Source organism: Aeromonas sp. TECH754 (assembly GCF_056279295.1).
Genome location: NZ_JBWBRA010000001.1, coordinates 1,672,455 through 1,698,363, shown reverse-complemented (window position 1 = coordinate 1,698,363; position 25,909 = coordinate 1,672,455). Strand labels below are relative to the sequence as shown.

Here is a 25,909-nt window from a genome sequence, read left to right as displayed (position 1 = left end):
TAAGGTGATATTAAGGTGGTTTTCACTGGTATTACCTGTCAGGATGACCGCAATTGCCCACTGCCACCGTTCGATAGTATTCATGTCCTCTCAAGATCCTGTGTTTGACTCTTCTTTTCAGCCCCGTTTGTTGCATCCGCGCTACTGGTTGAGCTGGCTCGCGCTCGGCGCGCTCGGGGTGCTCGCCTTCGTGCCGCCGCGCTGGCGTGACAAGCTGGCCGATGTGCTGGCGCCGCTGGTGCTGGCCATCTCGAAGAAGCAGGTCTATATCGCCAGAACCAACCTCGCCATCTGTTTCGGTGACAGGAGCGAGGCCGAGCGTGACGCCATCCTGATGACCTCCATCCGGGTCGGCCTCAAGAGCCTGCTCGGCTTTGGCGAGTTCACCTGGCGCAGCCCCGCCTACCTGATGAAGCGCATCCAGGTCAGCGGCTGGGAACATATCGAGACCGAGCGGGCCGCCGGCCGACCGGTGATCCTGGTGGTGCCCCACAGCTGGCCCATCGATGCGGCCGGTTACTACTTCTCCCAGCAGGGGGTGCCCATGTGCACCATGATGAAGAGTGCCCGCAACCCGGTATTCGACTGGCACATCAACCGCGAGCGGGCCAAGAATGGCTGCCGCGTCTATGAGCGCAGCGCCGGCATCAAGCCGGTGATCAAGGCGGTCAAGTCCGGTCTGAGTTTCTTCTATCTGCCGGATCAGGATCACGGCCGTGAGGCGAGCATCTTTGCCCCCTTCTTCAATCATCCCAAGGCGACCCTGCCGGCCTTGCCGAGGCTGGTGAAGCTGACCCGCGCCAAGGCGGTGCCGGTGCTGGCCTGCTATGACGAGGCGGCCCATTGCTACCGACTGGAGGTGGAGGCGCCCTTCGTCGACTACCCGAGCGACGATCTGCTGGCAGACACCTGTCGCATGAACGATTGCGTTGAGCAGCAGCTGACGCGCCACCCGGGTCAGTACATGTGGTTCCTCAAGATCTTCGATACCCGCGAGGATCAGGAGGGGGAAGACGGCCTCTACGAAGAGGGGATCCGCCGTATCCGCAAGGGGCTCTCGCCCCATCCCTGAACCCCTGCTGAACCGCGCAGTTGCAAATGGCCCCATGTGGGCCATTCTTTATTTCTAACTAGTCTGATCAGTGACTTGGCGCGGCTTCCCGGGAGTCTCAGGGTAGAAATAAATGTCAGGATCACTAAAATAACCGTCTGTTTTGACGATTCGATGGCGACCATGTCCGCACAAGATCCGGTGTTCGACACCTCTTTTCATCCGCGCCTGCTGCACCCCCGTCTGTGGGGCAGCTGGCTGGCCCTTGCACTGCTCTCCCTGCTGGCCTGGGTCCCGGCCAGGTATCGTGACCGACTGGCCGATGGCATGGCGCCCGTGCTGCTGCGCTGCTCCAGGAAGCAGGCCTACATCGCCGAGACCAACCTCAAGATCTGCTTCCCCGCGCTGGATGCCGCCGGACGCAATGCGCTGTTGCTCAAGTCCATCCGCACCGGGCTCAAGACCTTCATGGGCTTTGGCGAGCTGACCTGGCGCAGCAAGGCGTTTCTCAAGGGGCGCATCAAGGTGCGCGGCTGGGAGCATATCGAAGCCGAGCTGGCCACCGGGCGGCCGATGATCTTCGTGGTGCCCCACACCTGGGCGGTGGACACGATCGGCCGCTACCTGACCGATGAGGGGGTGCCCCTGTGCACCATGATGAAGAGCCCCAAGGATGCGGTGTTCGACTGGTACATCAACCGCGAACGCAGCAAGGGCGGCCGGGTCTATGAGCGCAGCGTCGGTATCAAGCCCGCCATCAAGGCCCTGCGCGGCGGTGACAGCTTCTTCTATCTGCCGGATCAGGATCATGGTCGGGAGGCGAGCATCTTCGTGCCCTTCTTCGGTCACCCCAAGGCGACCCTGCCGGCCCTGCCCAAGCTGGTGAAGCTGACCGGCGCCAGGGCGGTGCCTATCCTGGCCTGTTATGACGAGGATGAGGAGTGTTACCGGCTGGAGGTAGAGCCGCCGTTCGATCCCTATCCCACGGCGGATCTGGTGGCGGACGTCAATGCCATGAACCGCATGGTGGAGCGGCAGCTCGGCCGCTTCCCCGAGCAGTACATGTGGTTTCTCAAGATCTTCGAGACCCAGGAGCATCAGGAGGGGGAGGATGGCCTCTATGAGGAAGGGATCCGGCGTATCCGGCAGGGGCTGCCGCCCGAGCCATAAACCGGCGGCCCGTCTGGCCCTGATGGCGACGGGCATGCTAAAGGCTCGTTTGTCCCCTGTTTTGGCGCCGTCTTGCCGAGTCGGGCGGGGGCTGGCAAGGGATCCTAGTGTGGCAGGGCGCAAAGAGAGTAAAACAGGCCAGTGGCGGACGCTTTCGTCCTACGCAAACAAGGTGCAAACAAGGTGCAAATAAGGTAAAAGGGCGGTCATGAAAATTCCAAATCGAATCCAACCTCTGGTTGATGACGGCCTGGTCGACAATGTCATCAGCCGGCTGATGAGCGGCAAAGAAGCCGACGTCTATGTGGTGCGCTGCGGCGACGAGATCCGCTGCGCCAAAGTCTATAAAGAGGCGGCCAAGCGCAGCTTCAAGCAGGCCGTGGTCTATCAGGAAGGGCGCAAGGTGCGCAACAGCCGCAGTGCCCGCGCCATGGAAAAAGGCTCCAAGTACGGCCGCAAGCAACACGAAGAGGTGTGGCAGAACACAGAAGTGGATGCCCTGTTCAAGCTGGCCGCCGCCAACGTGCGGGTGCCGCGGCCTTACGTCTGCCTCGATGGCGTCTTGCTGATGGAGCTCATCACCGACGAGGAGGGCAACGTGGCGCCCCGCCTCAACGACGTGGCGCTCTCTCCCGAGCAGGCCCTCACCGATCACGCCAAGGTGATCCGCTACGTGGTGCGCATGCTCTGTGCCGGCCTCATCCACGGAGATCTCTCCGAGTTCAACGTGCTGGTGGACAGCCAGGGCCCGGTCATCATCGACCTGCCCCAGGTGGTGGACGCCGCCGCCAACAATCAGGCCAAGGCGATGCTGGAGCGGGACGTCAACAACATGCGCAACTACTACGGCATGTATGCACCCGAGCTGCTCAAGACCCGTTATGCCAAGGAGATGTGGGCGCTGTTCGAAGATGGCAAACTCACCCCGGAATCCGAGCTGACCGGTCTGTTCGAGGAGAGTACCGAGGCCATCGACATCGATGCCGTGCTGCACGAGATCGAGAGCGCGGAAGAGGAGGCGATGGAGCGGCGGGCGCGCATGAAGGCCGAGCAGGAAGAAGAGTTCTGATGCGAACTTGAGGTGCTTCCTCTGCCTACCCCCCTTTATCAGGCCGGTTGTGCAAAGGGGTTGTAATGACGAGAGGGGCTATATGCCCCTCTTTGTTTAAGTGGTGAATCAGCCGGGAGCCTGGGCCCACTGAACAAGCCGGGTCAGCAAGTCAGCCGATTGGCGCGGCGCGCAACCACAAACACCAGCGTACACAAGACGATCGGCACCAGAAAATCCAGCACACTCCCCAGTTCCCAGACTCTGGGATCGAATCCGCCCCACCAGGGCATGTTGATCCTCCGCCCTTGGCCGAGCAGTGCTATCCACCTATATTCCGCCTGTGTCTGCTCTCGTGCGACAAACCATATACACCCAATGAGGCCGCCATATCCCCAGTGCCCCAGACGATATCCGATCAGAGCCTGTATCGAGACCGCTGCGCTGGCGTGATAGAAGGGAGATAAATCCATAAACAATCCTTGGTACTCATCGAGAGAGCCCGCCACCTGCTTTGTGAAACGGCCTGTGCCAATGCGGGTAAGCGGGTCTGCGGGCTGCCTTTTGTAGATATAGGCTGTTACGGCCAGTCTGTCTCGCCGGGATCAGAGTCCGGCCAGGGGCGGGGCTATGAGACGGGGCCCGGGGTATCCGGCCACCTCGCCGAAGCGCGGATCACCGCTCTCCCAATCCAGGGCGGCAGTGCGAATGGCCTCCCGCTCAAAGCTCACGAAGTTCCACCAGATCTGCAGCGGCCTGGCCAGGGGCTCGCCACCAATCAGCAACAGCCGGGCGCCCTGGGCCAGCTCGATCTCCAGGCTCTGCTCGCCCGGCGGCAGGTAGAGCAGCTGCTCGGCGGCGAGAGGCTCTTTGGCGATGCTCACCTGACCCTGCAGGGCGAACAGCCCGTGTTCGAAGGCCGGGTCGAGGGACAGCCGCACCCGCTGCGTCTCGCCGGCGTGCAGATCCAGCCCCAGGATGGGGGAGAAGTGCAGGGTGGGGGCACTGCGCCCCTGATAGTCACCGACAAGCAGGGTGAAGGTGGTGTCGCCCTCCTGCCAGCGGGGCAGATCCGGGTAGTGATCGAAGCGCGGCGCTATGTCCTGATCGCTCTCTGGCAGCGCAATCCAGAGCTGGGCGGCGTGCAGATCGGGATGGCCCGCCAGCGACTCCTCGGTGTGCGCTATGCCGCGTCCGGCGGTCATCAGATTGACCTGGCCGGGGCGGATCATCTGCTCGCTGCCGAGGCTGTCGCGGTGCAATATTTCGCCTTCCAGCATCCAGGTGAAGGTCTGCAGGCCGATGTGAGGGTGAGGCCCCACATCCAGGCCCGCCGCGCCGGGGGCGAAGCGGGTCGGCCCTATGTGATCGAGGAAGCACCAGGGGCCTATGGTGCGCCGCTCCTTGACCGGAATGGCGCGGGCCACCGGGATCCCGCCCACGTCGGTGAGGCGGGAGGCAATGCGTTGCCACTGTGGTTTCATCTTCTGCTCCTTGCTGGGCGGTGATCTTGCTGCATCAGGATAGTGTACCCCTCGCGCTCGCCGAGGGCGGTGAGCGCGAGGAGTCAGGGTTAGCGGCGGCGGCCGCCACCGAAGCTGCGCATGGGGGTGAAGCTCGGCCTTATCGCCGGTCTGACGGTGGGTGTGCGCACCGGGGCGGTCATGGAGCGGGGAAGGTGCGGTCTGGCATCCACCCTGGGTTGGGTCCCGGGGGTCAACACACCGTTATTTGTCTTGGGCAGAGTGGAGGGGGCCAGTGCGCCGGTATTGTTGCTGGGCAGGGTGGAAGGTACCAGCAGGCCGCCGTCGACCTTGGGCTGTGCCCCTGGTGTCAGCAAACCGTTATCGACCCTGGGGGGTGCTCCGGGTGTCAGCAAGCCGTTGTCGATCCTGGGCGGGGTCGAAGGTGTTGGCAGGCCGCTGTCGACTTTGGGCCGCGGCGTGGGCATCGGCATGCCATCATCGACTCTGGGCAGGTGGCTGTTTCTGTAGTCCAGTGGTGAGCGCGGGGAGTTGTCAGGGTTGCTCACGCTGGGTCTGCTCTGGCGGTTGTCACGCAGCGCCTCTTTCTGCTCCGGTGTCATGGCATTCCAGCGGGTCGCCAGCTCGCCCCGCAGCGCGGCCACATCCGGCTGGCCATTGTTCTCCTGCCAATCCTGATACTTGTCCTTGATCTCCTGCTGGCGCTCTGGATCGAGCCCGCTCCACCACTTCTTGATCAGCTCGTCGAAGTCCCCCTCGTTGTCGCAGCACCAGGGATAGTAGTCATTCCAATAGCCGTAATAGTCGTCATACCACCAGTAAGAGGCGCCATAGTGACTGCCGTAATAGCCACCAGAGCCGACCCCCACACTGCCGCCTGACGAGGAGGTGTTGCTGCAGCCTGCGAGGCCGAGAGCCAGCAGGGGGACAAACAGGGCGATACGCATGACGACTCCACAACCTTGAAATGACGCAATGAACTGATGATAAAGTAAATATGCACTAATCCCGCTCAGGATGGCAGGCCTTGGCCGGATAAAACGGCTGCCTCCGACCTTCACCGCCTCGGGATAATTGCGGCCCGGCACTGTATGAACGTACAATAGTGCCATCCGAGAGCCACTCCCTAGCCTGCATGACTGTCACCCAGACCCGATCCCCCGCCAGTCCACCCCTTGATGGCTTCATCCTGACCCGTCATGGACGGGACGTGCGCGGGCGCACGGAGATCGTGATGTGGCTCTGGAGCGAGCAGGGGCCGGTGCGGTTGGTAGTGCCCGGACAGGAGCCGGTGTTCTTCCTGCCACAGAGCCACATGCAGGAGGCGGCGGAGCTGTTCAAGGGCGCCGGGGTGAGCGGCCGGTTTCGGCGCCTGCCCATGCATACCTTCGACGGGCGCGCCGTGGTGGGCTGCTATTTCGCCACCCTGAGTGCCTTTCACCGCGCCATCGAGTTGTTGCTCATTCGCGGGCTCGAGCACTTCGAGGCGGACATCCGGTTGCCGGAGCGCTACCTGATGGAGCGCTTCATCACCGCCGGGGTCCGTTTTGGCGGCAAGGCGTCCCACAAGGGCGGCAAACAGGGCCATTGGGAGGTAAACGAGGCGCGCTGTGCCCCCCAGGCGGTGACGCCGAGCCTCTCCTGGGTATCGCTGGACGTGGAGTGTGCCATGGATGGCGCCCTGTTCTCGATAGGGCTCTATAGCCCCGAGGATGCCAGGGTCATCATGATCGGCGTCCCGGATGCCGGTGCCGAGGCGTGGGAGACGAGCGTTGAATGGGTGGCGGATGAAAGCGCCCTGCTCGGCGCGCTGGAGGCCTGGTTTGGCCGCCACGATCCCGATCTCGTGATCGGCTGGAACGTGGTGAACTTCGATTTTCGCCTGCTGTTGCGCCGGGCTGAGCTCAACAAGCGGCGGCTGCGGCTGGGGCGGGGGCGGGAGCTCTGCTTCTGGCGCTCGTCGCGGGGCGATCCCCAGACTGGCAACGTCATCATCCCCGGCCGCATGGTGCTCGACGGTATCGATACCCTGAAAAGCGCCACCTGGCAGTTTGCCAGCTACAGCCTGGACGCGGTAGCGAGCGAGCTGCTCGGTCGCGGCAAGGACATCGAGGACGTGGCGAACCGGGGGGAGAAGATCACCGAGCTGTTCCACTCGGACAAGGAGGCGCTGGCCCGCTACAACCTGGAAGACTGCAAGCTGGTGTGGGAGATCTTCGAGCATTGTCATCTCATCGCCTTCGCCATCGAGCGCGCTTCCCTCACCGGACTGGAGCTGGACAGGGTGGGGGGCTCGGTGGCGGCCTTCACCAACCTCTATCTGCCACGACTGCACCGCGGTGGCTATGTGGCACCCAATCTGCCTGCCGACGGCGGCCTCGCGAGTCCGGGTGGCTATGTGATGGATTCCAAGCCCGGCCTCTATCGCCATGTGCTGGTGCTGGATTTCAAGAGCCTGTACCCCAGTATCATTCGCACCTTCTGCATCGATCCCATGGGATTGGTGGAAGGCTTGCAGCAACCCAACACCGCGGTGCCCGGTTTTCGCGGTGCCCTGTTCTCCCGTACCAGGCACTTTTTGCCGGATCTTATCGCCACCCTGTGGGCGGCGCGGGACAGGGCCAAGGCGGCCAGCAACAAGGCGCTCTCCCAGGCCATCAAGATCATCATGAACTCCTTCTACGGGGTGCTGGGCTCCGGTGGCTGCCGCTTCTACGATCCCCGGCTTGCCTCCTCCATCACCCTGCGTGGTCACGGCATCATGCAGCAGACCCGGGAGTGGATCGAGGGGCAGGGTTATGAGGTGATCTATGGCGACACCGACTCCACCTTCGTCCACCTCAATCGGGCAGTCAGCCCGGCACAGGCGGACGAGATTGGCCGCACCCTGGCGCAGATGATCAACGAGAACTGGATAGCCTTGATCAAGCGCGAGTTCGACTTACCCTGTTATCTCGAGATCGAATACGAGACCCACTACCGCCGCTTCCTGATGCCCACCATCCGTGGTCTGGAGAAGGGCAGCAAGAAGCGCTACGCCGGACTTGTTGGGGAGGGCGAGGATGAGCATCTGGTGTTCAAGGGGCTGGAGACGGTGCGCACCGACTGGACAACCCTCGCCAAGCAGTTCCAGACCCGGCTCTACGAGCTGGTGTTCCACGACGAAGATCCCAGTGGCTACGTGCGCCGCATGGTGGACGAGACCCGGGCCGGCCTGCACGACGAGCTGCTGGTCTATCGCAAGCGGCTGCGCCAGAAGCTCGAGGAGTACCAGAAGAACGTGCCGCCCCACGTACGGGCGGCGCGTCTGGCGGACGAGGAGAACCTGCGCCGGGGCCGGCCCCAGCGTTATCAGCACAGAGGTACCATTGCCTACCTGATGACGGTGGTGGGGCCGGAGCCGATCGAATATAGGCGCAGCGCCATCGACTACGAGCACTACATCGACAAACAGATCAAACCCATCGCCGACGCCATCCTGCCGTTTATCGGCGAGTCGTTCGAGCGTATCTGCGGCCAGCAGCTGGATCTCTTCTAAATGGCGATGTGCTCGGCGTTTGCGGTACTAATGTGAATCGCCCCGGCTTCTCTAAACCGTTCGAAATATTGTTTTTCACACTCTACTGGCGATAGCCCGTTGTTGAAACTGTACCGGCGCAAGCACCTCGCCAACCCGTTCTTCATTGGTATAAGGGTCATAGGCTTCGGCGGTATCGAATAATGTGACCCCTTTTGGGTGAGCCTCCTGTATCGTCCTGCTCCCCTGAGTTTTCCCCGCGGCCGGGCCATAGTTGGCGCTGATACTCATACATTCGGCACCCAGCGTTGAAACCATCCTCGATCCCCGTTTTCGAGTCGGCATGGCTTCTGCCTGGAGCCTGACGTGTGTGCTGATGAAGCTGCGAGCACCTCATACGGCAAACTGCCCACAATCAGCCCTGCCCCCATGAAGGCAGAAGAGGACAGCAAGGCGCGTCGGCTGAAAGCGCATGAGTTTTCAGGACGTTGTGCAGTCCGGGATTTTGACTGACTCATATCGTTTTCCGCTAAGCAAGGGATTCCATGGCAGGGTATCCTCGCGAATACCCTGACGAGGGCTGTTTCGGGCAGGTGCGTGGCCGGGATGACGCAACCTGTGATTGTCATTCGGACCAGTTTTGTAGCCAGTACGCATAGGGCGTAGGTAATACGGTATGCGGGTCGTTGATCGCAAGCTCTTGTGCCGCGCGATAAGGCCAGTGCGGATTTGCCAGCAATGTGCGGGCAAAAAAGATCACGTCCACTTTTCCATCCTGGATAAATTCATTCGCTTCTTTCGCCTGGGTAATCATCCAGCTTGTCCCGACAGGCATATTTTTCTCTCGGCGAACGCGTGCGGCCCAAGGCACCATAAAGTTGGCCGCCCACGGGATATCCTCAGCTGGCGTTGTCAGAGAAAGGCCCACATCAACAAAATCAATACCGGCGTCATTCAGCCAGCCGATGACCTTGAGCGATTCGCTGAACGAATGTTCAGGACAATCGTCAAACTCAACCACCCCCATGCGTACCGTTAAGGGCAGATTGTCAGGCCACAGCTTGCGGACTTCTGCCACGGTTTCCAGTAAGAAGCGGGCACGATTCTCAAGAGAACCGCCATATTCATCTGAACGTGTGTTTGACTGTGGGGAAAGAAAACTTTGCGCCAGGAAACCATGGGCAAAATGCAGTTCAAGCCACTGGAAACCCGCCTGGCAGGCCCGCTGTGCCGCGCGTGCAAAGTCCTGCTGCGTTTGCCGGATATCGTCTTTGGTCATTTCACGGGGAATATAGTCATTCCCCGGAATGAAGGGGATTGCGGAAGGCCCCACAGGTTCCCACGCCTGTGCATCATTGCGATCCAGAGGCGCACCATCCTGCCAGGGCGGCGTACAGCCCGCTTTGCGGCCCGCATGGGCGAGTTGTATCCCGGCGACTGCGCCTGCTGCATTTATTGCTGCCGCAATAGAAGACAGTCCTGCGGTATGTTCATCCCGCCACAAGCCGACATCGCCTGGCGTAATGCGGCCCTCAGGTGCCACGGCCGTTGCTTCAACGACAACGAGGCCTGAGCCCCCGCGTGCAAGCGTGGAATAATGCGCACTGTGCCAGTTATTGGTAAAGCCATCGACAGCCTGGTACTGACACATTGGAGAAGCCGCGATCCGATTGCGCAGCGTGATGTCTTTCAGCGAAAAGGAAGAAAATAAACCAGTCATAAGGATCTCTACAGTCGGGGACAGGGTAGAGGCATTATTTGATCCTGGCGCGGGAGAATGACTTGCTCTTTTCGTCGCAATTATTGCCTGAAATGATTTATTTGTGTTGCTTCAGGTTATTGCCAGATAAAGGTGGTAACTTACTCTAAGTGTCATTAAAGAGGCGTATTGCCTTGCCAGGTAATGAAATGCACGATTTTTCAGTTGAAACAAACCTAAAAACTCTCGCTGAGAAGATAGGTAGAATTGCACAAAACGATGGCGATTTCACGACGGCTGTTCCATCGCTGTCGGTGCACCGACGAGATGCACCGACCGCCCCCGTTCATTGTATCTATGGCATAGGACTGGGTGTGGTTATCCAGGGCAGTAAGGAACTGGTACTGGGAGGCAAAGTCACCGGCTACCGGGCAGGACAAACGCTGCTCACCACGCTGGAACTTCCGGTCATATCGCATGTCACGACAGCGACGGCCTCTGCGCCGTTCCTCGGGATGATGGTCACCATCGAACCCGCAGCGGTGATGCAGGCGGCGGCAGTGATGCCATGTCGGCCAGCAGCAAAAGAGCGAGGCTTTGATCCGCTGGCCGTCAACGAGCTTGACGCGGGCCTTGCTGATACGCTGAGAAGGTTGCTGTCACTGAATGATGATCCCCCTCCTTTAATTCAGCATCTTGCACCGCTTATACAACAAGAGATCATCATTCGGCTGCTGATGGGACCTTATGGCAGCGCGCTGCGTCATATCGCATCGCCTGGCTCGCCGGGACAACAGATTTCCGGTGCCGTTGCCTGGCTTAAACAGCATTTCACTCAGCCGATCAGAATAGATGAACTGGCATCCAGTGCGTCAATGAGCACATCCTCTTTTCGTCACCATTTCAGGACGATAACTGGCATGAGTCCACTACAGTTTATTAAAAAGCTCAGACTTCAGGAGGCTCGGCAACATATGTTGAACAGCCACCTTGACGCGGTGAGCGCGGCGGTGAAAGTGGGCTACGAAAGTGCATCCCAGTTTAGCCGCGAGTACAGCCGGGAGTTTGGCGAGTCGCCACTACGCGATGTCAGACGTCAACGTGGAGACATCATCTAATAAAAATAACCTTCAGCGTGTTTTCAGTAGGGGTCTTCCGCCCCCTCTGTATGTAGTCATCATCTACAGAGTGTTCATATGATTGGCAATCACGATCCAGCCAAAGCCAGCAGCAGCTGCCATCTTGCGGCGACGGTCCCTAATGAATTGATTTTTCGAATGTTGCTGCGGGTGATACATGGCGCGATAGCGTGGATCGCCCGACAGGGTAGGGGTCAGACAAGGGCACTGAAATATCGCAGGAGAGGCAAAGATTTGGGCACAGGATTAGTTTGGGTTGTCATCAATGCGCATTGTAATGGTTAGAAAAAATAATGAAAAATGAAAACAAAAAGCCCGCTATCAAGCGGGCTTCTTTAATTTGGTGCGTCCTAGTGGATTCGAACCACCGACCCCCACCATGTCAAGGTGATGCTCTAACCAGCTGAGCTAAGGACGCAGAGTGCGCAAGGCGACTTTATGTTGCAGGGGAGTGGTGGGTTTAATTGGATTCGAACCAACGACCCCTACCATGTCAAGGTAGTGCTCTAACCAACTGAGCTATAAACCCACATCTGTGCTCAACTGGATTCGAACCCACGACATCACCTATGCCATGTCAACGTACTGTTCTGACCAACCGAGCTATAAATCCACATCTGCAATTTATTCAAACTGTTATGGTGCGTCCTAGTGGATTCGAACCACCGACCCCCACCATGTCAAGGTGATGCTCTAACCAGCTGAGCTAAGGACGCATAACAGTGTCGTGATGGTGCGTCCTAGTGGATTCGAACCACCGACCCCCACCATGTCAAGGTGGTGCTCTAACCAGCTGAGCTAAGGACGCATCACGAAAAGTGGTGGGTTTAATTGGATTCGAACCAACGACCCCTACCATGTCAAGGTAGTGCTCTAACCAACTGAGCTATAAACCCGCTTTTCATCACGCAAGCGAACACGACGTCGCTGGCGTGGTCGGCATACTACCCATGCCCCCCAAGGCTGTCAACAAGGGACATGCACAAAGGGGACTGTTTGCCCAGTTCTTGCGCAGCCTGTTGATTTTGCAGGCGAGCCGCGCCAGTTAGCGGCTCGCCGAGCGCCGCTTTACTGGGCCCGGGAGAGGGCGGTGCAGGCCTCCGGACTCGCGAAGCGGCCATAGATGAGGCGCAGTCGGGCACCCAGCATCAGGGCGGCCCCGGTGAGGCCGACGATGAAGCCGACCCAGAAGCCTTGCGGGCCCATGCGTGGCACCAGCCAGTCGGTCAGCCCCAGGATCATGCCGGTGGGCAGCCCGAGACCCCAGTAGGCGACGATGGTAACGTAGAAGATCGCCTTGGTGTCCTTGTAACCGCGCAGGGCCGCGGCCGCCACCACCTGTACCGAATCGGAGATCTGGTAGATGGCGGCGAAGAACAGCAGGGTGGCCGCCAGCGTGATCACCTGCATGTCGTCGGTGTAGATCCCGGCGATATGCTCACGCAGCAGCACGGTGAGGGCGGCGGTGCCGGCGGCGACCGCCATGCCCAGCATCAGGCCGGTACGGGCGGCGACCCTGGCGTGATCAGGATGGCCTTCGCCTATGCTGTGGCCGACCCGGATGGTCACCCCCACCCCGATGGAAAGTGGCAGCATAAACACCAGGCTGGAGAAGTTCAGCGCTATCTGGTGGCTCGCCACCGTCTCTGCGCCGAAGGGGGCCAGCATCAGGGCTACCACGGTAAACAGGGTCACCTCGCAGAAGATGGCCATGGCGATGGGGAAGCCCAGGCGGAACAGGCGCACGATCCGGCTAAAGTCGGGACGGGCGAGCTGGGCAAACAGATCGATCTTCTTGAAGTGGGAGGAGAACTTCACGTAGAGGATCATCGCCAGCAGCATGGCCCAGAGCACGATGGCGGTGGCGACGCCGCAACCGACCCCGCCGAGCTTGGGCATGCCGAAGTGACCGTGAATGAAGACGTAGTTCGCGGGAATATTGACCGCCAGCCCGACGAAGCCGATCACCATGGTGGGCATGGTGTGGGAGAGCCCCTCACTGAAGTTGCGCAGCACCTGGAACAGCACGAAGGCGGGCAGGCCCCACATGATGGCGTGCAGGAAGCCGGTGGTCTTGGCGGCCATGACCGGATCCACGTCCATCAGGTGCAGCGCCAGCGGGCTGAAGTAGAGCGCCAGCATGGCGAAGGGGATCACCATCAGCGCCAGCCAGAAGCCCTGGTGCACGGCGGGGCGTACCTCATCCCGTTTGCGGGCGCCGTTGAGCTGGGAGACGATGGGGGTGAGCGCCATGATGATGCCCTGGGTCAGCAAGATGATCGGCAACCAGAAGCTGGAGGCCACCGACACCGCCGCGAGATCCACGGCGCTGACCTGGCCCGCCATCACGGTATCAACGAAGCTCATGGCGACCTGGGCCACCTGGGCGACCAGGATGGGGCTGGCTAGACGAACGAGTTGCTTCGCCTCGGACCAATAACGTTGCACTGACACCTCCGAGTGGATCAGATAAAAGAGAAAGAACGGATGATTGAGAGGGGCTTTTGTCTCCTCGTCCCGGAGGAGACAAAATGCGGGGGTGTCATTCTAGCCTGAAAAATGGCCAATCCGAAAGCGGTGGCGGCGTATTTTGGTGCGAGATCAGGCGTCTTCGTGATCGCTGATCAGTAGATTGGCGGCGGCATAGGCGGCCTGCTCGCGCAGCTCGCCGGGTACCCGCTCGTCGCTTGCCACGGCGTTGAGCGCCCTGATGGTGGCGGCGATGGCCTGCGGCACATAACCCTGCTCGCCGGAGCCAATCTGGCTATAGGCGATGCGAATGGCCTCACAACACTGATATACCTGCATTATTTTATCCTCAATCGGCAAACTGTACTGGTCGCCACTATAGCGATAGGGCCCGGGCTTGTCAGCTGGTGCGCTTGTCTTGGCCGATGGCGGGGGTTAACCTGCCAGCGATTTTTCAGCCCATTTTTCACGACATGGAGACGAAACATGTTCACCGGCATAGTACAGGGGACCGCCGAACTGGTGGCCATCACCGAGCGACCCAACTTTCGCACCCATGTGATCCGCATGCCCGATCCAGCCTGGGGCGAGGGGCTGGCGCTCGGCGCCTCCGTGGCCCACAACGGCTGCTGCCTGACGGTCACCCGGATTGAGGGGGAGCTGGTCAGTTTCGATCTGATGCAGGAGACCCTGCGCCTCACCAACCTCGGTCAGTTGCAGCCGGGTGACAAGGTGAACGTGGAGCGGGCCGCCCGCTTTGGCGACGAGATTGGCGGCCACGCCATGTCCGGCCATATCATGGGCACGGCGGACGTCATCTCGGTCATCGACACCCCGAATAACCGCCAGATCTGGTATCGCCTGGCCCCAACGCTGATGAAATACGTGCTGACCAAGGGTTACATCGGCATCGACGGCATCAGCCTGACCGTGGGGGAGGTGCGCAGCAATGAGTTTTGCGTCAACCTCATCCCCGAGACCCTGGCTCGCACCAACCTCGGCTGGGTCAAGGCAGGCTGGCACACCAACATCGAGATCGATCCCCAGACCCAGGCCATCGTCGATACGGTAGAGCGGGTGCTGGCGGCGCGAGGTTAAGCCGACATCCCCGGTTCGACAGCAAAAGGCCAGCAGATCGCTGGCCTTCTTTTAATTCTACAGATCGTCCATCTTGCTAATCTTGCGTTAAACAGTGCAATGAACTGCCTTATGGGTGCTGAGCCAGCATGCCCGGCGTCGTTAAAACATCTGCTCGTCGTCCGCATCCACAAACAGCTGCAGGCAGTCGCGCACCTCATCCCGGTGCAGGCGCAGGTGGATGGGATTGCAACAGGCCATGCAGTCTTCGTAGAACTCCTGATCCCCCTGGCTCGCATCGAGCTCGATGCGGGTGTGGTGGCCGCAGTGGGGGCAGACGATGCGCTTGCTGGTGTACTCGATCATGGTGACCTCCTCGGGCCGACTGGCCGCCTCTCTATCCTGATTCTAGTCGGCAAGGGGCGGTGCAACCGCGAGCGAGCGCACGTTTAGGGCAGGGATCGGTATCCGGGGCGCGCCCCTTATCCAACCACCGGCATGGCGCCGCGAGTCCAGATGGCTGATGGATGAGGCAATAAAAAGCCCCGCTAGGGCGGGGCTACAAACAGGGTCGGTGTTGTCAGCCGACTCAGGCTAGCCAGCTATCCAGCGTGGCGCCATCCAGTTCGGCCAGCGAGGCGAGCTGGTGATCGGCGATGACGAGGCGGGGGTCACCGACCAATGCCGGGCGCATGGAACGATCAGCGCCTCTCGATGACTCAGGCTATCCAGCGCGCCAGCATGGCGTCATCCAGCTCGGCCAGCGAGGCGAGCTGGTGATCGGCGATGGCGAGGCGGGGATCGCCCACTAATGCGGGGCGCATGGAACGATCAGCGCCTCTCGATGACTCAGGCTATCCAGCGCGCCAGCATGGCGTCATCCAGCTCGGCCAGCGAGGCGAGCTGGTGATCGGCGATGGCGAGGCGGGGATCACCCACTAATGCGGGATCCGGCACGATCAGCGCCTGCATGGAGGCCGCCTTGGCCGCCAGCAGGCCGGTGAAGCTGTCCTCGATGGCCAGACAATGCACCGGCAGGACCCCGAGCTTCTCGGCGGCATGGATATAGACATCCGGGTGCGGCTTGCCGAAGCGCTCCACCTCGGCGGAGTGTACCGCGAGGAAGTGCTCCTTGATGCCAAGCTTGTCGAGCACCGCGTCCACCATGGCAAAGGGCGAGGAGGTCGCGAGCCCAATCTTGAGGCCACGGGCCTGCATCAGCGCCAGCGCCTCCAGCACGCCCTCTTTGGGTTGGCCTTCCTGCAAGATGAGGGCGATCACCTGATCCAGGATGCGCTGCACCACCTCTTCCTGGCTCGGGCTGCTCCAGGGGCGGATACGGTACCAGTGGGCCACCAGCTGATCGATGCGCACGCCTATGGTGGAGTTGCAGTCTTCCTCGGTGTGGAAGTGGCCAACTTCGGAGAACACGGCGATCTGGGCGCGCTGCCAGAAGGGTTCGGAATCGATCAGGACACCGTCCATATCGAAGATCACGGCAGTTAACATCATCTACTCCTGACAAGGTTGAACGGGGATTATAAGCCGGACGGGCAAATGCAAAAGGGGCATTTCACTGCCCCTTGCGCCGGATCATGTGGGAAGCGGCGTTCGCTTAAAAGATGACCTCTACCTTGGCGGCCACGGCCTTGGCCCGCTCGACCGCCTCGTCGCAATCCTGGCCTCGGGCCAGGGCCACCCCGAGCCGGCGGCGACCGGCGATCTCGGGCTTGCCGAACAGCCGCAGCTGGGCACCCGGCACCAGGCTCAGGGCCTCGCCAATGCCCCGATAGCGGATATCCTGGCTGTGGCCCTCTCGCAGCACCACGGCGGAGGCGCTCGGCCCGTATTGGGTGATGTGGCCTACGGGCAGCCCCAGGATGGCGCGCACGTGCAGGGCGAACTCGGAGAGATCCTGGGAGATGAGGGTCACCATGCCGGTGTCGTGGGGGCGGGGAGAGACCTCGCTGAACCAGACGTTGTCTCCCTGTACGAACAGCTCGACCCCGAACAGACCATGGCCGCCGAGCGCCTCGACCACCCTGGCGGCGACCTCTCTGGCACGGGCCAGCGCCAGCTCGCTCATAGCCTGGGGCTGCCAGGATTCGCGGTAGTCCCCGTCCTCCTGGCGATGGCCGATGGGCTCGCAGAAGTGGATGCCGTCCACCGCCCGCACCGTGAGCAGGGTGATCTCGTAGTCAAAGGGTACAAAGCCCTCGACAATCACCTTGCCACGACCGGCGCGCCCCCCCTCCTGGGCATAGGTCCAGGCGTCATCGACCCGGGCCAGCTCGCGCAGCAGGCTCTGCCCCTTGCCGGACGAGCTCATCACCGGCTTCACCACGCAGGGCAGGCCGATGGCCGCCACCGCGGCGACGAACTCCTCCTTGCTCTGGGCGAAGCGATAGGAGGAGGTGGGCAAGCCGAGCTCTTCGGCGGCGAGGCGGCGGATCCCCTCGCGGTTCATGGTGAGCTGGGTGGCGCGGGCGTTTGGCACCACGCAGACTCCTTCCTGCTCAAGCTGCGCCAGGGTATCGGTGGCGATGGCCTCTATTTCGGGGATGATGAGATCCGGTTTGAGTTGTTCGACCAGGGCGCGCAGGGCCGCGCCATCCAGCATGTCCAGCACCTGGGCGGCGTGGGCCACCTGCATGGCGGGGGCATTGGGGTAACGGTCGGCGGCGATCACCTCGATGCCGAGGCGCTGCAGCTCGATGGCGACTTCCTTGCCGAGCTCTCCCGAGCCGAGCAGCAGGGCACGGGTGGCGCCGGGGCGGGTGGCGGTTCCAAACATCTGATCTCTCCTTAGGTCCAAGTATCTATAGCCAATGAGCGGACAAAAAAAGAGGCACGCATGGCGTACCTCAGGAAACGGATTTGTGAGCACGCTGCTCGAGATGAGTCAGCAGCGTGATGGCGCCGATGATGATGGCGGCGCCGAGCCACAATCGGCCGGGGGGTGCCCAGCCAAATACCAGCCAGCCGGCCAGCACATTCATCGGCAGCTTGGCAAAGTCGAACGGCTGCACAAACGACGCCTCGGCCACGCTGTAGGCACGGGCGATGGACATCTGTGCCAGCGCCGACAGCACGCCAGAGGCCGCCAGCAACAGCCACTGGGTCTCGCCCGGCCACTGCCATTGGGGCAGGGCCAGCATGGCGTTGAACGGGGTGCTGAAGATGAGCAGGTAGACCACTATGGTGTGGGACGACTCGCTCGCCGCCTGATAGCGCACCAGCAGGGAGTAACCGGCCCAGAACAGGGCCGCCGCCACCGGCAGCAGGGAGGCCATGCTGAAGTCATCGGTCCAGGGGGCCAGGATCAGCATGGCGCCGACGAAACCGGCAAGGGTGGCCAGGATGCGGGCCCGGCTCACCCGCTCCTTGAGCAGCAAGGCGGAGCCAAGCGTGGCAAACAGGGGCGAGGTCATCAGCAGTGCGATGCCCTGCCAGATGGGCACGGGCACCGCCAGCGCCCACAGCCAGAACTGGATGCCGATGACCGCCAGCAGCACCCGCAGCAGGTGCAGGCGCAGCTGGTTGGTCATCAGGGATTGGCGCAGGCCGTGGCGAACCAGCCAGGGCAGCAGACACACCAGAGCGATCAGGTACTGGTGGAAGGCGACCAGGGTGGAGGGGAGGCCGAGGGTGAAGCTGACGTACTGGCTCAGGCTGTTGACGGCGGCGAAGCAGAGGCCTGCCACCATCATCCAGACGGCGCCGGCAAAGGGAGAGTGCCTGCGGGAGGGTTCCATGGGGTCCGGGGTCATGCAAAAAAGTGCCGCGGATCATAACGGCAATCGTTTGTTCTGCCAAGGGCAGGGTGGCGGCTGCATCGCCGCTGGCGATAAAATATCCATGCATCAAAAATTTTGAACAAATTGAGCATCTATTTTCGCTATCAGCCTTGAACCCCAATGTTTATAGTGACCTCCATCGACAGTCCTGCTGTCCAACTGACAATCAAATGGAGTCTTACCATGGCGAACATCCTCGTACTCAAGTCCAGCATCCTGGGTCAATATTCCCAATCCAACGCCCTGATCGACGGCTTCCTGACCGATCACCAGGACGACAACATCACAGTGCGCGATCTGGCTGCCCTGAACCTGCCGGTGCTGGATGGCGAGCTGGCCTTCGGTCTGCGCGGTGGTGAGAACCTGAGCGAGCGTCAACTGGCCGTGCTGGCGCAGTCCGACGAGTTGATTGCCGAACTGAAGGCGAGCGATCTGGTGGTGATTGCTGCTCCCATGTACAACTTCAACATCCCAACCCAGCTGAAAAACTGGATCGATCTGGTGGCTCGTGCTGGCGTGACCTTCCGCTACACCGAGACTGGCCCGATCGGCATGGTGGAGAATACCCGCGCCCTGGTGGTCAGCCCCCGCGGCGGCATGCACGTCGGCGCCGCCACCGATCTGGTCACCCCTTACATGCGCACCGTGCTTGGCTTCATCGGCATCAAGGACGTGGACTTCATCTACGCCGAAGGCATGGGCATGGGCCCGGATGCACAGGCCAAGGGCATCGAGCAGGCCAAGGAGCAGCTGGAAGCCCTGGCTATCTAAGCGGTCACTTACGCCAGACAGAAACAACAACGCAGCCATCAGGCTGCGTTGTTGTTTTGGGATAGGGGCGCCGCTGGGCACTCACTCCTGCAGGAAATGGCGACAGCCGCTGACGACCATCAGGCACACCGCCACCAGTGCACCCAGTAACAGGCTGCTGAGCCACTGCTCGGCGCTGTCTGGCAACTGGGGGGAGAAGAGGCTGATCGTGAAGAGGGCGCTGAGAATGATCAGGCTGGTCTGGCGGGTGAGGATCATGGGCGTCGTCCTTGGCTGGTGGATCTGGGGAATACTCACCACTGTGTGTGACAGCCTGATGTATCCATACCTCAGGCAACGGCTCGGCACGTGGTCGCTCTCACCTTAGCAGTTTTTGCCGCCAGAACCAGCGCCATGGGGCAGTCTGTGATCCGGATCCCTATCTGAACTGTTTTTGATCCGCCTGATAGTGAAAGTCGCCACAGGCGAGTCTGGCGACCAGCGCCGCCTGATCGAGATCCTGTGCCTTGCAGAGATCGTCCAGATCATCGTAACGATCACGCAGTTGCATGTTGACCAGGCTCAGCAACATGTTGACGTCCATGGTGGCAAAATTTTTCAGGTTCATGACTGTTGCTCGTTATCCAGCAGGTGGAGTTGCTCGATGGCGTCACTGACGCTCTGCAGGTGCAGGCGGATGCTCTCCCGCGCCTCGCTCGGCAGGTAGTCGGTGAGGGTGTGTTGCCAGCTGCCGGCCTCGGTCTTGAGCTGCTGGAACAAGACAAGCCCGGCATGGGTGAAGGAGACCAGGCTGATGCGCTTGTCCTGCGGGCTGCTCTCGGTGACCAGGATCCCTTTCTCCACCAGCCGGTGGATCTCGCGGGAGATCCGCACCTTGTCCATCCCGCTTGCCTCCACCAGCTCTTTCTGGCTGATGGGGTAGTTGGGGCCGAGCACCATCATCAGGCGCCATTGGGGCACCGTCAGCTGATAACGCTGCTGATAAAACTGTTCGAAGGTATCGCGCACCATCTCCGCGGCATGGACCAGCTGATAGGGAGGATAGTGGGCGAGCAGCTCTATGATTTTTGACATATGACATCCTGCTGTGGCGGCTGCATCGGGTGCAGTTTCTCTTGATACTTTGAACCTGATGATACGTAACACCGGGGCATTTGTCTGAACAAGCACCAGAAAAATGTGCGTTTGCGCACGTGTTGCATCATGAATAAAGTTTTAAAGGTTTCAATTGAACTAATCCGTCACGCTTTTTTGTAACGAGATCAAGGCATTGTGGCTTGGCCAGATGTCATTGCCCTGCAAAACAGTGCGCGGCATCACATTTCAACAAATGGCCTGTCAGTCCGGCTCTGTGCCCCTGGAAACACCGGGCACTCTTGTTTATCGCCTGCGCGCCTCATCGAGGTGTCGCCGGATTTTACGGTGGCGAAGTCTACCCAAAAATGGGGTGATATGCAGCAAGCCGCAGGTCGAATGCTGCTAATATGGCCAGGGCGATACCACGCTCAGGGGAAAATAGTGCAGGGGCAGGAGCAAGGGGCTAGGCCCTGTCACGGCTCTGGGGTAACATGCGCGCCTGCATGAGAAAGAGCCTGACTGGCGTCACTTACCGACGACAGCGGCGATGCGCATCGATGACGGGCCCCGACATGCTGGCCCATCCGAATATTGAAAGAAGAGATCACCATGTTACAGATTGGCAAGATGAACACCCTCACCGTCGTTGAACTCGAAGACCGTGGCGCCTGGCTGGCGGCGGGCGAATATGGCGAACTGCTGCTGCCCAAGCGCCAGTTGCCGGAAGGCGTCACCGAGGAGAGCGAGGTGTCCGTCTTCCTTTATCTGGATGCCGACTGCGAGCCGGTGATCACCACCGACAAGCCCTATGCCATGGTGGGCGACATCGTGGGCCTCAAGGTGGTCAACGCCAACAAGATCGGTGCCTTCCTCGACTGGGGCATGAAGAAGGACTTGTTCGTGCCGAGTCGCGAGCAGAACAAACCCATGCAGGTGGGTCATGTCTATCTGGTGCACCTGATGCTGGATAACGAGGGCCGCATGGTGGGCACCAGCCGCCTGGAGCGATTCCTCAGTACCGATGTTCCTCCCTTCAAGGCCGGTGACGAGGTCACTGCGTTGCCGGGTGAGCACACGCCGCTCGGCATCAAGGCGGTGGTCAATGGTCAGTATTCCGGCATGCTGTTCAAGAACGAGGTGTTCGGCCGGGTGATGACGGGCCGCCCGCTGACCGCCTGGGTCAAGCAGGTGCGTGATGACGGCAAGCTGGACTTGACCCTGCAAAAACCCGGCATGGCGCGGATGGATGATGCCGGCGGCCGGATCCTGACCCGTCTGCAGAAGCAGGGCGGCAGCCTGGCGGTGGGAGACAAGAGTGAACCCGAGCTCATCTATCAGATGTTCAACATGAGCAAGGGCACCTTCAAGAAGGCCATTGGCGGCCTCTACAAACAGGGCAAGATTGTCATCGACGACAACAGCATCAGCCTGGTCGCCGGTAATGCGGACGACAGTGGCGTGAGCGAGATCTGAGTGCCGAGCCCCTGCATCGGTGACTGTCGGGCCAGGGACGGGCTCTGTCTCGGCTGCGGCCGCACCCTGACCGAGATCGGGCAGTGGTCCGCCATGGACAGCGAGGCCCAGCTGGCACGGATGGCCGAGCTGGATGGTACGCGCAGCACCCACCAGTGCCCTGGCTGCGGCGAGCCGGCGTTTTGCGCCGTCTCGGCCGGCGAGGATATCTCGGCCTGCTGGTGCAGCCAGTTGCCTCCGCTGCCGATGAGCGAGGAACCCCGCTGCTGGTGTCGTCGCTGTCTGGCCAAGGCGATCGCCGCGCGGCCCTGAGTCGCTGCTAATGAAAAAGGCACCCTGGGGTGCCTTTTTCATGCCTGTTGCTGACGGTGCCAGCGCACGTGTACCTCGTGCTCACTCTGACTGCGGGGCAGCAGGTAGGTGGCGTAGATCACTTCAAACTCTTCCTGATGATCCAGCAAGCCGACCCATACCTCGGCCCAGCGCTCCATGTCGACCGGCACGCCGAGCTCGGCCGACCAGTCGGCGTTGGGCAGAGTTGCCTCGACGGCGCCGCGTTGCTCGAATTCGAGGGTGATGTCGACGATTTGTTCGGGGGCCAGCATGTCGGCGGCCTGCTCAAGAAATTGATCATAGGCCCACTCGACCAGCTGATCCGGGCTGCGTTGTTCCATGAAATCACTCCAGATACATCCAGGTTCGCCACTGTAGCAATTATTGAAGAGGGCGGCCAGTGAGGGGCGCAGACAAGCCCCTCTATCCAATGGCCGGATCAGGGGATAAGGTTAACAGAGTCGCCGCCATCCGGTGGTATGAGAAGGCATGTGGGCAGCATGAAAGGACGACAGCAGAAGCGACAGCTCAAACGGCGGCGGGAGACTTGGTGGTGGCACTATCTGCCGCTGCATCGGGAGACCATAGGCGGTCATCTGGGGCCGGCGGCGGAGCCCGCCGACCAGTCTAGTCGGCCTCGTGTACCCGGTTCAGGGTGACCTGGCCGAGCTGGCCCATCTGGCGGCGGATCCAGGCTGAGCGCTGCTGCACATAGGGGGAGGGCGGCTTGACCCGATAGCGCCAGGGATTGGGCAGGGCGGCGGCGAGCAAGGAGGCCTCGTAGCGGGTCAGGCGGGATGCCGGCTTGCCGAAGTAGTGCCTGGCGGCGGCTTCGGCACCATAGATGCCGGGCCCGAACTCCACAATATTCAAGTAGACCTCGAGGATGCGGGACTTGTCCCAGCCCAGCTCCATCAGCAGGGTGAACCAGGCCTCGATCCCCTTGCGCAGGAAGCTGCGATCGCTCCACATGAAGAGATTCTTCGCCGTCTGCTGGCTCAGGGTACTGGCCCCCCGCACCCGCTCGCTGCGCTGGTTGTGTTTGAGCGCCGAGTTGATGGCCGCCATGTCGAAGCCATTGTGCTCGGCGAAGTGCTGATCCTCGGCGGCGATCACCGCCAGCTGCAGCTCGCCGGAGATTTTCTCGAGCGGCACCCAGTCATGTTTGACCTCGGTTATCTTGGCGGGCGGGAATAGAGCGCGCTCGAGGCGCCAGGTCCACATCGGGGGATCGATGAAACGCAGCAGCACCACCGAGACGATGGTGCTGAGCAGCGCTCCCAGCAGCAGCTTGCCGAGCCAGCCCAATAGGCGGCGCATCAGCACCGGCCGCACGGGGTCTGGCTCGGGTTCCCAGACGTAGTGGCCAGGATCATCGGGATCCGGAATTATTGGGGTAGCCATTCGATGTGGCAGAACTTCTCGTCGACCCGGCGGGAGAGCAGCATGCGGGCAAACAGGTGCTCGTACTCTTCTTCCGCGTTGCCAAGGCCTATCCAGATTTCGGCGTATTCCTCATCGCTCACGGCAAAACCCACGTCCGCTTCCCAGTCATCGGCAGGATCGCTCTCGGCCAGCAGGCCGCGGTTGTTGAACTCCTGGTTGAACAGGGCAATTTCCTGTTCCGGCAGGTTGTCCGAGGCCAGCTCCATAAAGAGTTCAAGGGCGGTATCGAGCAGTTCCTCGACGCTGTGCATTTCGTCGTTCAAAGACATAAGTCATCTGTTCCAGATAATAAAAATAAGAAGCCCCGTCGTGAGCGAACGGTGGTGCGCGGTATTCTAGCTGGCCCCTCGTCCCTTGGCGAGATGCAGCAGCATGCTGACCGGCGTCAGGGTAATAAAAAACCGGATCCTGCTACAGGATCCGGTCTTCATTGGGGGAAGGGGTCACGCATGGGGCGTCAGCTCATCCCTTCTTGTCATCGGCGAAGGTGATGTTGAGCTCCAGTACCGACAGCTCATCACTCTTCTTGTCGAGCTGGACGGTGATCTTGTCCGGATCGATCTGCACATATTTGCGGATCACGTCGAGGAGGTCCTGCTTGAGCTGGGGCAGGTAATCCGGCCCCCCTCTGGATGAACGCTCGTGCGCGACGATGATCTGCAACCGCTCTTTGGCCAGTTGTGCGGTGTTTTGTTTCTTGTTGGAACGAAAATAATCCAATAATGACATGTTTAACTCCCGAACAGTCGGCTAAAGAAGCCCTTCTTTTCTTCTTCCAGAAAACGAAAATCCTTGGTGTCACCCAGCAGGCGGGCAACGGCATCCTCATAGGCCTGACCGGCATCGGACTCTTTGTCCAGAATGACCGGCTCTCCCGAGTTGGAGGCGCGCAGCACCGCCTGGGACTCCGGGATCACCCCGAGCAGCTTGATGGCCAGGATATCCTGCACATCCTGCACGCTCAGCATGTCGCCCCGATTGACGCGGGTCGGGCAGTAGCGGGTCAGCAGCAGGTGCTCCTTGATCGGGTCTTCACCACGCTCGGCACGGCGGGACTTGGAGGCCAGGATGCCGAGGATCCGATCCGAGTCACGCACGGACGAGACTTCCGGGTTGGTGGTGACGATGGCCTCGTCGGCGAAGTAAAGCGCCATCAGGGCCCCTGCCTCGATGCCAGCCGGGGAGTCGCAGACGATGTAATCGAACTTCATCTCCGCCAGCTGATCCAGGATCTTCTCGACCCCTTCGTGGGTCAGGGCGTCCTTGTCCCGGGTCTGGGAGGCGGGCAGGATGAACAGATTTTCGCAGCGTTTGTCCTTGATGAGGGCCTGATTGAGGTTGGCCTCACCATTGATCACATTGACGAAGTCGTACACCACGCGCCGCTCGCAGCCCATGATGAGATCCAGATTTCGCAGGCCAATGTCAAAATCGATGACCACTGTCTTGTGGCCACGCTGAGCTAAACCGGTGCTCAGGGCCGCGCTGGTAGTGGTCTTGCCAACGCCGCCTTTGCCCGATGTAACGACTATGATTCGCGCCATTCTCGCTTCCTTGTAACTCTATTTGATACGGTCTATACGGAGTTGTTCGTTGTCCAGTCGGATATGGACTGGCTCTTGGATAAGACCCGCCGGCAATGCATCGCTCAGCTGAAAAGTGCCGGCGATGGAGAGCAGCTCGGCCTGTAATTGCTGACAATAGATGCGGGCCCGGGGGTTGCCCTTGGCCCCCGCAATGGCTCTGCCACGCAGGGCGCCATAAATATGGATGCTGTCGTCGGCGATCACTTCCGCGCCCGGACTGACCGAACCCAGCACCACCAGCGAGGTACCGGCGGCATACAGCTGCTGACCGGAGCGTACCGGTCCTATGTGAACCTTGCTCGGCACCAGGGGCGCCGGTGCAGGCGCTACCTGAATGGTTTCGGTTGGCTGGGGAGCCGGTGCCGGATCGGGTTCGGACTCCACCTTGCGGCTCTTGCCGGACACCATCACCGCGAGGCCTGCCACCCTGGCCGCCGTCTTCATGGCCTCATCCTTCGCCCCCGTGATGCCGACCAGCACGAAGTCTTCCGACTCGACCAACTCCCTGAGTTGATCGAAATCCGGGATCTCTGCCAGTCGTTCCACATTGATGACGAGGGGGGCACAATTAAAAAACTGGGGGGCTTGCGCGACCTTGGCCGCCAGCAATTGACGGATCCGGGTCGGATTGCCATCGCTGAGATGCAACACAGAAATAGTGAAGGTAGTCCCTTTCAATTCGTTATCGCGTTCAACCATGAATCTTCCCCGAACCGAGACGGTAATACGTTATTGTTATTCAATTCCTGATGTTATAGTTTGCCACCACCAG

28 protein-coding genes, 5 tRNA genes and 1 pseudogene are annotated in these 25,909 nt (G+C 60.8%); 9 read left to right on the top strand and 25 right to left on the bottom strand.

Features of this window, described 5'->3' with window-relative positions:
- The first annotated feature begins 82 nt into the window (after positions 1-82).
- The 3 genes from lpxM to ACZ9IL_RS07510 all read left to right on the top strand — a co-directional run bounded on the left by lpxM (position 83) and on the right by ACZ9IL_RS07510 (position 3,290).
- Positions 83-1,072 carry a lauroyl-Kdo(2)-lipid IV(A) myristoyltransferase gene (gene lpxM / locus ACZ9IL_RS07520; protein WP_476002953.1) on the top strand — a complete coding sequence of 330 codons (990 nt, stop codon included), beginning with the start codon at positions 83-85 and terminating at the stop codon, positions 1,070-1,072.
- 153 nt (positions 1,073-1,225) lie between these two features.
- The gene (locus ACZ9IL_RS07515; protein ID WP_476002952.1) at positions 1,226-2,221 is read left to right on the top strand and encodes an LpxL/LpxP family acyltransferase; all 996 of its coding nucleotides are present in this window, start codon (positions 1,226-1,228) and stop codon (positions 2,219-2,221) included.
- A gap of 208 nt (positions 2,222-2,429) precedes the next feature.
- Positions 2,430-3,290, top strand: coding sequence for a PA4780 family RIO1-like protein kinase (locus ACZ9IL_RS07510; protein ID WP_476002951.1), 861 nt, complete (start codon positions 2,430-2,432; stop codon positions 3,288-3,290).
- 143 nt (positions 3,291-3,433) lie between these two features.
- Here ACZ9IL_RS07510 and ACZ9IL_RS07505 read toward each other — a convergent pair whose 3' ends face one another.
- The 3 genes from ACZ9IL_RS07505 to ACZ9IL_RS07495 all read right to left on the bottom strand — a co-directional run bounded on the left by ACZ9IL_RS07505 (position 3,434) and on the right by ACZ9IL_RS07495 (position 5,700).
- Positions 3,434-3,742, bottom strand: a complete 309-nt coding sequence (locus tag ACZ9IL_RS07505) for a hypothetical protein (RefSeq protein ID WP_476002950.1) — start codon at positions 3,740-3,742, stop codon at positions 3,434-3,436.
- A gap of 132 nt (positions 3,743-3,874) precedes the next feature.
- Positions 3,875-4,753: a pirin family protein gene (locus ACZ9IL_RS07500; protein ID WP_476002949.1), complete on the bottom strand. Its 879-nt coding sequence runs from the start codon at positions 4,751-4,753 to the stop codon at positions 3,875-3,877.
- An 89-nt stretch (positions 4,754-4,842) separates the two neighbouring features.
- Entirely contained in the window at positions 4,843-5,700 is an 858-nt protein-coding gene (locus ACZ9IL_RS07495; RefSeq protein ID WP_476002948.1) for a hypothetical protein, read from the bottom strand.
- Positions 5,701-5,888: 188 nt separating this feature from the next.
- On the opposite strand from ACZ9IL_RS07495, the gene ACZ9IL_RS07490 reads away from it, so the two are divergent.
- Positions 5,889-8,291 carry a DNA polymerase II gene (locus ACZ9IL_RS07490; RefSeq protein WP_476002947.1) on the top strand — a complete coding sequence of 801 codons (2,403 nt, stop codon included), beginning with the start codon at positions 5,889-5,891 and terminating at the stop codon, positions 8,289-8,291.
- A 604-nt stretch (positions 8,292-8,895) separates the two neighbouring features.
- On the opposite strand, the gene ACZ9IL_RS07485 is transcribed toward ACZ9IL_RS07490, so the two are convergent.
- Positions 8,896-9,990 carry an NADH:flavin oxidoreductase/NADH oxidase gene (locus ACZ9IL_RS07485; RefSeq protein WP_476002946.1) on the bottom strand — a complete coding sequence of 365 codons (1,095 nt, stop codon included), beginning with the start codon at positions 9,988-9,990 and terminating at the stop codon, positions 8,896-8,898.
- Positions 9,991-10,178: 188 nt separating this feature from the next.
- On the opposite strand from ACZ9IL_RS07485, the gene ACZ9IL_RS07480 reads away from it, so the two are divergent.
- Positions 10,179-11,087 (top strand): AraC family transcriptional regulator, encoded by a 909-nt coding sequence (locus ACZ9IL_RS07480; protein WP_476002945.1) that lies wholly within the window; start codon positions 10,179-10,181, stop codon positions 11,085-11,087.
- 362 nt (positions 11,088-11,449) lie between these two features.
- Here ACZ9IL_RS07480 and ACZ9IL_RS07475 read toward each other — a convergent pair.
- The 7 genes from ACZ9IL_RS07475 to ACZ9IL_RS07445 all read right to left on the bottom strand — a co-directional run bounded on the left by ACZ9IL_RS07475 (position 11,450) and on the right by ACZ9IL_RS07445 (position 13,916).
- A tRNA-Val gene (locus ACZ9IL_RS07475) sits at positions 11,450-11,526 on the bottom strand.
- Positions 11,527-11,560: 34 nt separating this feature from the next.
- A tRNA-Val gene (locus tag ACZ9IL_RS07470) sits at positions 11,561-11,637 on the bottom strand.
- Positions 11,638-11,747: 110 nt separating this feature from the next.
- Positions 11,748-11,824 (bottom strand) — tRNA-Val (locus ACZ9IL_RS07465).
- A 15-nt stretch (positions 11,825-11,839) separates the two neighbouring features.
- Positions 11,840-11,916: transfer RNA gene (locus ACZ9IL_RS07460), tRNA-Val, on the bottom strand.
- An 11-nt stretch (positions 11,917-11,927) separates the two neighbouring features.
- A tRNA-Val gene (locus ACZ9IL_RS07455) sits at positions 11,928-12,004 on the bottom strand.
- Between the two features lie 172 nt (positions 12,005-12,176).
- Entirely contained in the window at positions 12,177-13,556 is a 1,380-nt protein-coding gene (locus ACZ9IL_RS07450) for an MATE family efflux transporter (RefSeq protein WP_476002944.1), read from the bottom strand.
- Between the two features lie 153 nt (positions 13,557-13,709).
- A complete protein-coding gene (locus ACZ9IL_RS07445) occupies positions 13,710-13,916 on the bottom strand; it encodes a YaeP family protein (protein WP_476002943.1) in 207 nt (68 codons plus the stop codon).
- 147 nt (positions 13,917-14,063) lie between these two features.
- On the opposite strand from ACZ9IL_RS07445, the gene ACZ9IL_RS07440 reads away from it, so the two are divergent.
- Positions 14,064-14,675, top strand: coding sequence for a riboflavin synthase subunit alpha (locus tag ACZ9IL_RS07440; RefSeq protein ID WP_476002942.1), 612 nt, complete (start codon positions 14,064-14,066; stop codon positions 14,673-14,675).
- 141 nt (positions 14,676-14,816) lie between these two features.
- Here ACZ9IL_RS07440 and ACZ9IL_RS07435 read toward each other — a convergent pair whose 3' ends face one another.
- The 5 genes and pseudogenes from ACZ9IL_RS07435 to ACZ9IL_RS07415 form a co-directional block, all read right to left on the bottom strand.
- Complete coding sequence (locus ACZ9IL_RS07435; RefSeq protein ID WP_476002941.1) at positions 14,817-15,020, bottom strand: CPXCG motif-containing cysteine-rich protein; 204 nt, start codon at positions 15,018-15,020, stop codon at positions 14,817-14,819.
- A 353-nt stretch (positions 15,021-15,373) separates the two neighbouring features.
- A pseudogene (locus tag ACZ9IL_RS07430) lies at positions 15,374-15,472 on the bottom strand (hexitol phosphatase HxpB); the annotation flags it as partial.
- 31 nt (positions 15,473-15,503) lie between these two features.
- Complete coding sequence (hxpB, locus tag ACZ9IL_RS07425; protein WP_476002940.1) at positions 15,504-16,163, bottom strand: hexitol phosphatase HxpB; 660 nt, start codon at positions 16,161-16,163, stop codon at positions 15,504-15,506.
- Positions 16,164-16,269: 106 nt separating this feature from the next.
- Positions 16,270-17,448: a formate-dependent phosphoribosylglycinamide formyltransferase gene (purT, locus tag ACZ9IL_RS07420; protein WP_476002939.1), complete on the bottom strand. Its 1,179-nt coding sequence runs from the start codon at positions 17,446-17,448 to the stop codon at positions 16,270-16,272.
- Positions 17,449-17,518: 70 nt separating this feature from the next.
- On the bottom strand, positions 17,519-18,409 hold the full coding sequence (locus ACZ9IL_RS07415; RefSeq protein WP_476002938.1) for a DMT family transporter: 891 nt from the start codon (positions 18,407-18,409) through the stop codon (positions 17,519-17,521).
- Positions 18,410-18,634: 225 nt separating this feature from the next.
- Between ACZ9IL_RS07415 and ACZ9IL_RS07410 the strand changes: the two genes are divergently transcribed.
- Positions 18,635-19,222 carry an FMN-dependent NADH-azoreductase gene (locus ACZ9IL_RS07410; protein WP_476002937.1) on the top strand — a complete coding sequence of 196 codons (588 nt, stop codon included), beginning with the start codon at positions 18,635-18,637 and terminating at the stop codon, positions 19,220-19,222.
- Positions 19,223-19,303: 81 nt separating this feature from the next.
- On the opposite strand, the gene ACZ9IL_RS07405 is transcribed toward ACZ9IL_RS07410, so the two are convergent.
- From ACZ9IL_RS07405 to ACZ9IL_RS07395, 3 genes are all read right to left on the bottom strand, one after another.
- Entirely contained in the window at positions 19,304-19,480 is a 177-nt protein-coding gene (locus ACZ9IL_RS07405; protein WP_476002936.1) for a hypothetical protein, read from the bottom strand.
- A gap of 160 nt (positions 19,481-19,640) precedes the next feature.
- Positions 19,641-19,829: a DUF4250 domain-containing protein gene (locus ACZ9IL_RS07400; protein WP_476002935.1), complete on the bottom strand. Its 189-nt coding sequence runs from the start codon at positions 19,827-19,829 to the stop codon at positions 19,641-19,643.
- Entirely contained in the window at positions 19,826-20,296 is a 471-nt protein-coding gene (locus ACZ9IL_RS07395; RefSeq protein ID WP_476002934.1) for a MarR family winged helix-turn-helix transcriptional regulator, read from the bottom strand. The genes ACZ9IL_RS07400 and ACZ9IL_RS07395 overlap by 4 nt, the downstream gene beginning before the upstream one ends.
- A gap of 594 nt (positions 20,297-20,890) precedes the next feature.
- Between ACZ9IL_RS07395 and ACZ9IL_RS07390 the strand changes: the two genes are divergently transcribed.
- On the top strand, positions 20,891-21,772 hold the full coding sequence (locus tag ACZ9IL_RS07390; RefSeq protein WP_476002933.1) for a CvfB family protein: 882 nt from the start codon (positions 20,891-20,893) through the stop codon (positions 21,770-21,772).
- A complete protein-coding gene (locus tag ACZ9IL_RS07385; protein ID WP_476002932.1) occupies positions 21,773-22,084 on the top strand; it encodes a DUF1289 domain-containing protein in 312 nt (103 codons plus the stop codon).
- Positions 22,085-22,122: 38 nt separating this feature from the next.
- Here ACZ9IL_RS07385 and ACZ9IL_RS07380 read toward each other — a convergent pair whose 3' ends face one another.
- The 6 genes from ACZ9IL_RS07380 to minC form a co-directional block, all read right to left on the bottom strand.
- The gene (locus tag ACZ9IL_RS07380; protein WP_476002931.1) at positions 22,123-22,446 is read right to left on the bottom strand and encodes an HI1450 family dsDNA-mimic protein; all 324 of its coding nucleotides are present in this window, start codon (positions 22,444-22,446) and stop codon (positions 22,123-22,125) included.
- Between the two features lie 286 nt (positions 22,447-22,732).
- On the bottom strand, positions 22,733-23,440 hold the full coding sequence (gene mtgA / locus ACZ9IL_RS07375) for a monofunctional biosynthetic peptidoglycan transglycosylase (RefSeq protein ID WP_476005315.1): 708 nt from the start codon (positions 23,438-23,440) through the stop codon (positions 22,733-22,735).
- Between the two features lie 53 nt (positions 23,441-23,493).
- Positions 23,494-23,820, bottom strand: a complete 327-nt coding sequence (locus tag ACZ9IL_RS07370; protein ID WP_042638474.1) for an HI1450 family dsDNA-mimic protein — start codon at positions 23,818-23,820, stop codon at positions 23,494-23,496.
- 193 nt (positions 23,821-24,013) lie between these two features.
- On the bottom strand, positions 24,014-24,280 hold the full coding sequence (gene minE, locus ACZ9IL_RS07365; protein ID WP_005311265.1) for a cell division topological specificity factor MinE: 267 nt from the start codon (positions 24,278-24,280) through the stop codon (positions 24,014-24,016).
- A gap of 2 nt (positions 24,281-24,282) precedes the next feature.
- On the bottom strand, positions 24,283-25,095 hold the full coding sequence (minD, locus tag ACZ9IL_RS07360) for a septum site-determining protein MinD (protein WP_005311266.1): 813 nt from the start codon (positions 25,093-25,095) through the stop codon (positions 24,283-24,285).
- An 18-nt stretch (positions 25,096-25,113) separates the two neighbouring features.
- The gene (minC, locus tag ACZ9IL_RS07355) at positions 25,114-25,836 is read right to left on the bottom strand and encodes a septum site-determining protein MinC (protein ID WP_476002930.1); all 723 of its coding nucleotides are present in this window, start codon (positions 25,834-25,836) and stop codon (positions 25,114-25,116) included.
- Between the last annotated feature and the right edge of the window lie 73 nt (positions 25,837-25,909).

Bases quoted from the DNA above. Each gene is read 5' to 3' on its own strand.
- lpxM (WP_476002953.1), top strand. From the start codon at position 83: ATGTCCTCTCAAGATCCTGTGTTTGACTCTTCTTTTCAGCCCCGTTTG.
- ACZ9IL_RS07515 (WP_476002952.1), top strand. From the start codon at position 1,226: ATGGCGACCATGTCCGCACAAGATCCGGTGTTCGACACCTCTTTTCAT.
- ACZ9IL_RS07510 (WP_476002951.1), top strand. From the start codon at position 2,430: ATGAAAATTCCAAATCGAATCCAACCTCTGGTTGATGACGGCCTGGTC.
- ACZ9IL_RS07505 (WP_476002950.1), bottom strand. From the start codon at position 3,742: ATGGATTTATCTCCCTTCTATCACGCCAGCGCAGCGGTCTCGATACAG.
- ACZ9IL_RS07500 (WP_476002949.1), bottom strand. From the start codon at position 4,753: ATGAAACCACAGTGGCAACGCATTGCCTCCCGCCTCACCGACGTGGGC.
- ACZ9IL_RS07495 (WP_476002948.1), bottom strand. From the start codon at position 5,700: ATGCGTATCGCCCTGTTTGTCCCCCTGCTGGCTCTCGGCCTCGCAGGC.
- ACZ9IL_RS07490 (WP_476002947.1), top strand. From the start codon at position 5,889: ATGACTGTCACCCAGACCCGATCCCCCGCCAGTCCACCCCTTGATGGC.
- ACZ9IL_RS07485 (WP_476002946.1), bottom strand. From the start codon at position 9,990: ATGACTGGTTTATTTTCTTCCTTTTCGCTGAAAGACATCACGCTGCGC.
- ACZ9IL_RS07480 (WP_476002945.1), top strand. From the start codon at position 10,179: ATGCACGATTTTTCAGTTGAAACAAACCTAAAAACTCTCGCTGAGAAG.
- ACZ9IL_RS07445 (WP_476002943.1), bottom strand. From the start codon at position 13,916: ATGCAGGTATATCAGTGTTGTGAGGCCATTCGCATCGCCTATAGCCAG.
- ACZ9IL_RS07440 (WP_476002942.1), top strand. From the start codon at position 14,064: ATGTTCACCGGCATAGTACAGGGGACCGCCGAACTGGTGGCCATCACC.
- ACZ9IL_RS07435 (WP_476002941.1), bottom strand. From the start codon at position 15,020: ATGATCGAGTACACCAGCAAGCGCATCGTCTGCCCCCACTGCGGCCAC.
- hxpB (WP_476002940.1), bottom strand. From the start codon at position 16,163: ATGTTAACTGCCGTGATCTTCGATATGGACGGTGTCCTGATCGATTCC.
- purT (WP_476002939.1), bottom strand. From the start codon at position 17,448: ATGTTTGGAACCGCCACCCGCCCCGGCGCCACCCGTGCCCTGCTGCTC.
- ACZ9IL_RS07415 (WP_476002938.1), bottom strand. From the start codon at position 18,409: ATGGAACCCTCCCGCAGGCACTCTCCCTTTGCCGGCGCCGTCTGGATG.
- ACZ9IL_RS07410 (WP_476002937.1), top strand. From the start codon at position 18,635: ATGGCGAACATCCTCGTACTCAAGTCCAGCATCCTGGGTCAATATTCC.
- ACZ9IL_RS07405 (WP_476002936.1), bottom strand. From the start codon at position 19,480: ATGATCCTCACCCGCCAGACCAGCCTGATCATTCTCAGCGCCCTCTTC.
- ACZ9IL_RS07400 (WP_476002935.1), bottom strand. From the start codon at position 19,829: ATGAACCTGAAAAATTTTGCCACCATGGACGTCAACATGTTGCTGAGC.
- ACZ9IL_RS07395 (WP_476002934.1), bottom strand. From the start codon at position 20,296: ATGTCAAAAATCATAGAGCTGCTCGCCCACTATCCTCCCTATCAGCTG.
- ACZ9IL_RS07380 (WP_476002931.1), bottom strand. From the start codon at position 22,446: ATGGAACAACGCAGCCCGGATCAGCTGGTCGAGTGGGCCTATGATCAA.
- ACZ9IL_RS07370 (WP_042638474.1), bottom strand. From the start codon at position 23,820: ATGTCTTTGAACGACGAAATGCACAGCGTCGAGGAACTGCTCGATACC.
- minE (WP_005311265.1), bottom strand. From the start codon at position 24,280: ATGTCATTATTGGATTATTTTCGTTCCAACAAGAAACAAAACACCGCA.
- minD (WP_005311266.1), bottom strand. From the start codon at position 25,095: ATGGCGCGAATCATAGTCGTTACATCGGGCAAAGGCGGCGTTGGCAAG.
- minC (WP_476002930.1), bottom strand. From the start codon at position 25,836: ATGGTTGAACGCGATAACGAATTGAAAGGGACTACCTTCACTATTTCT.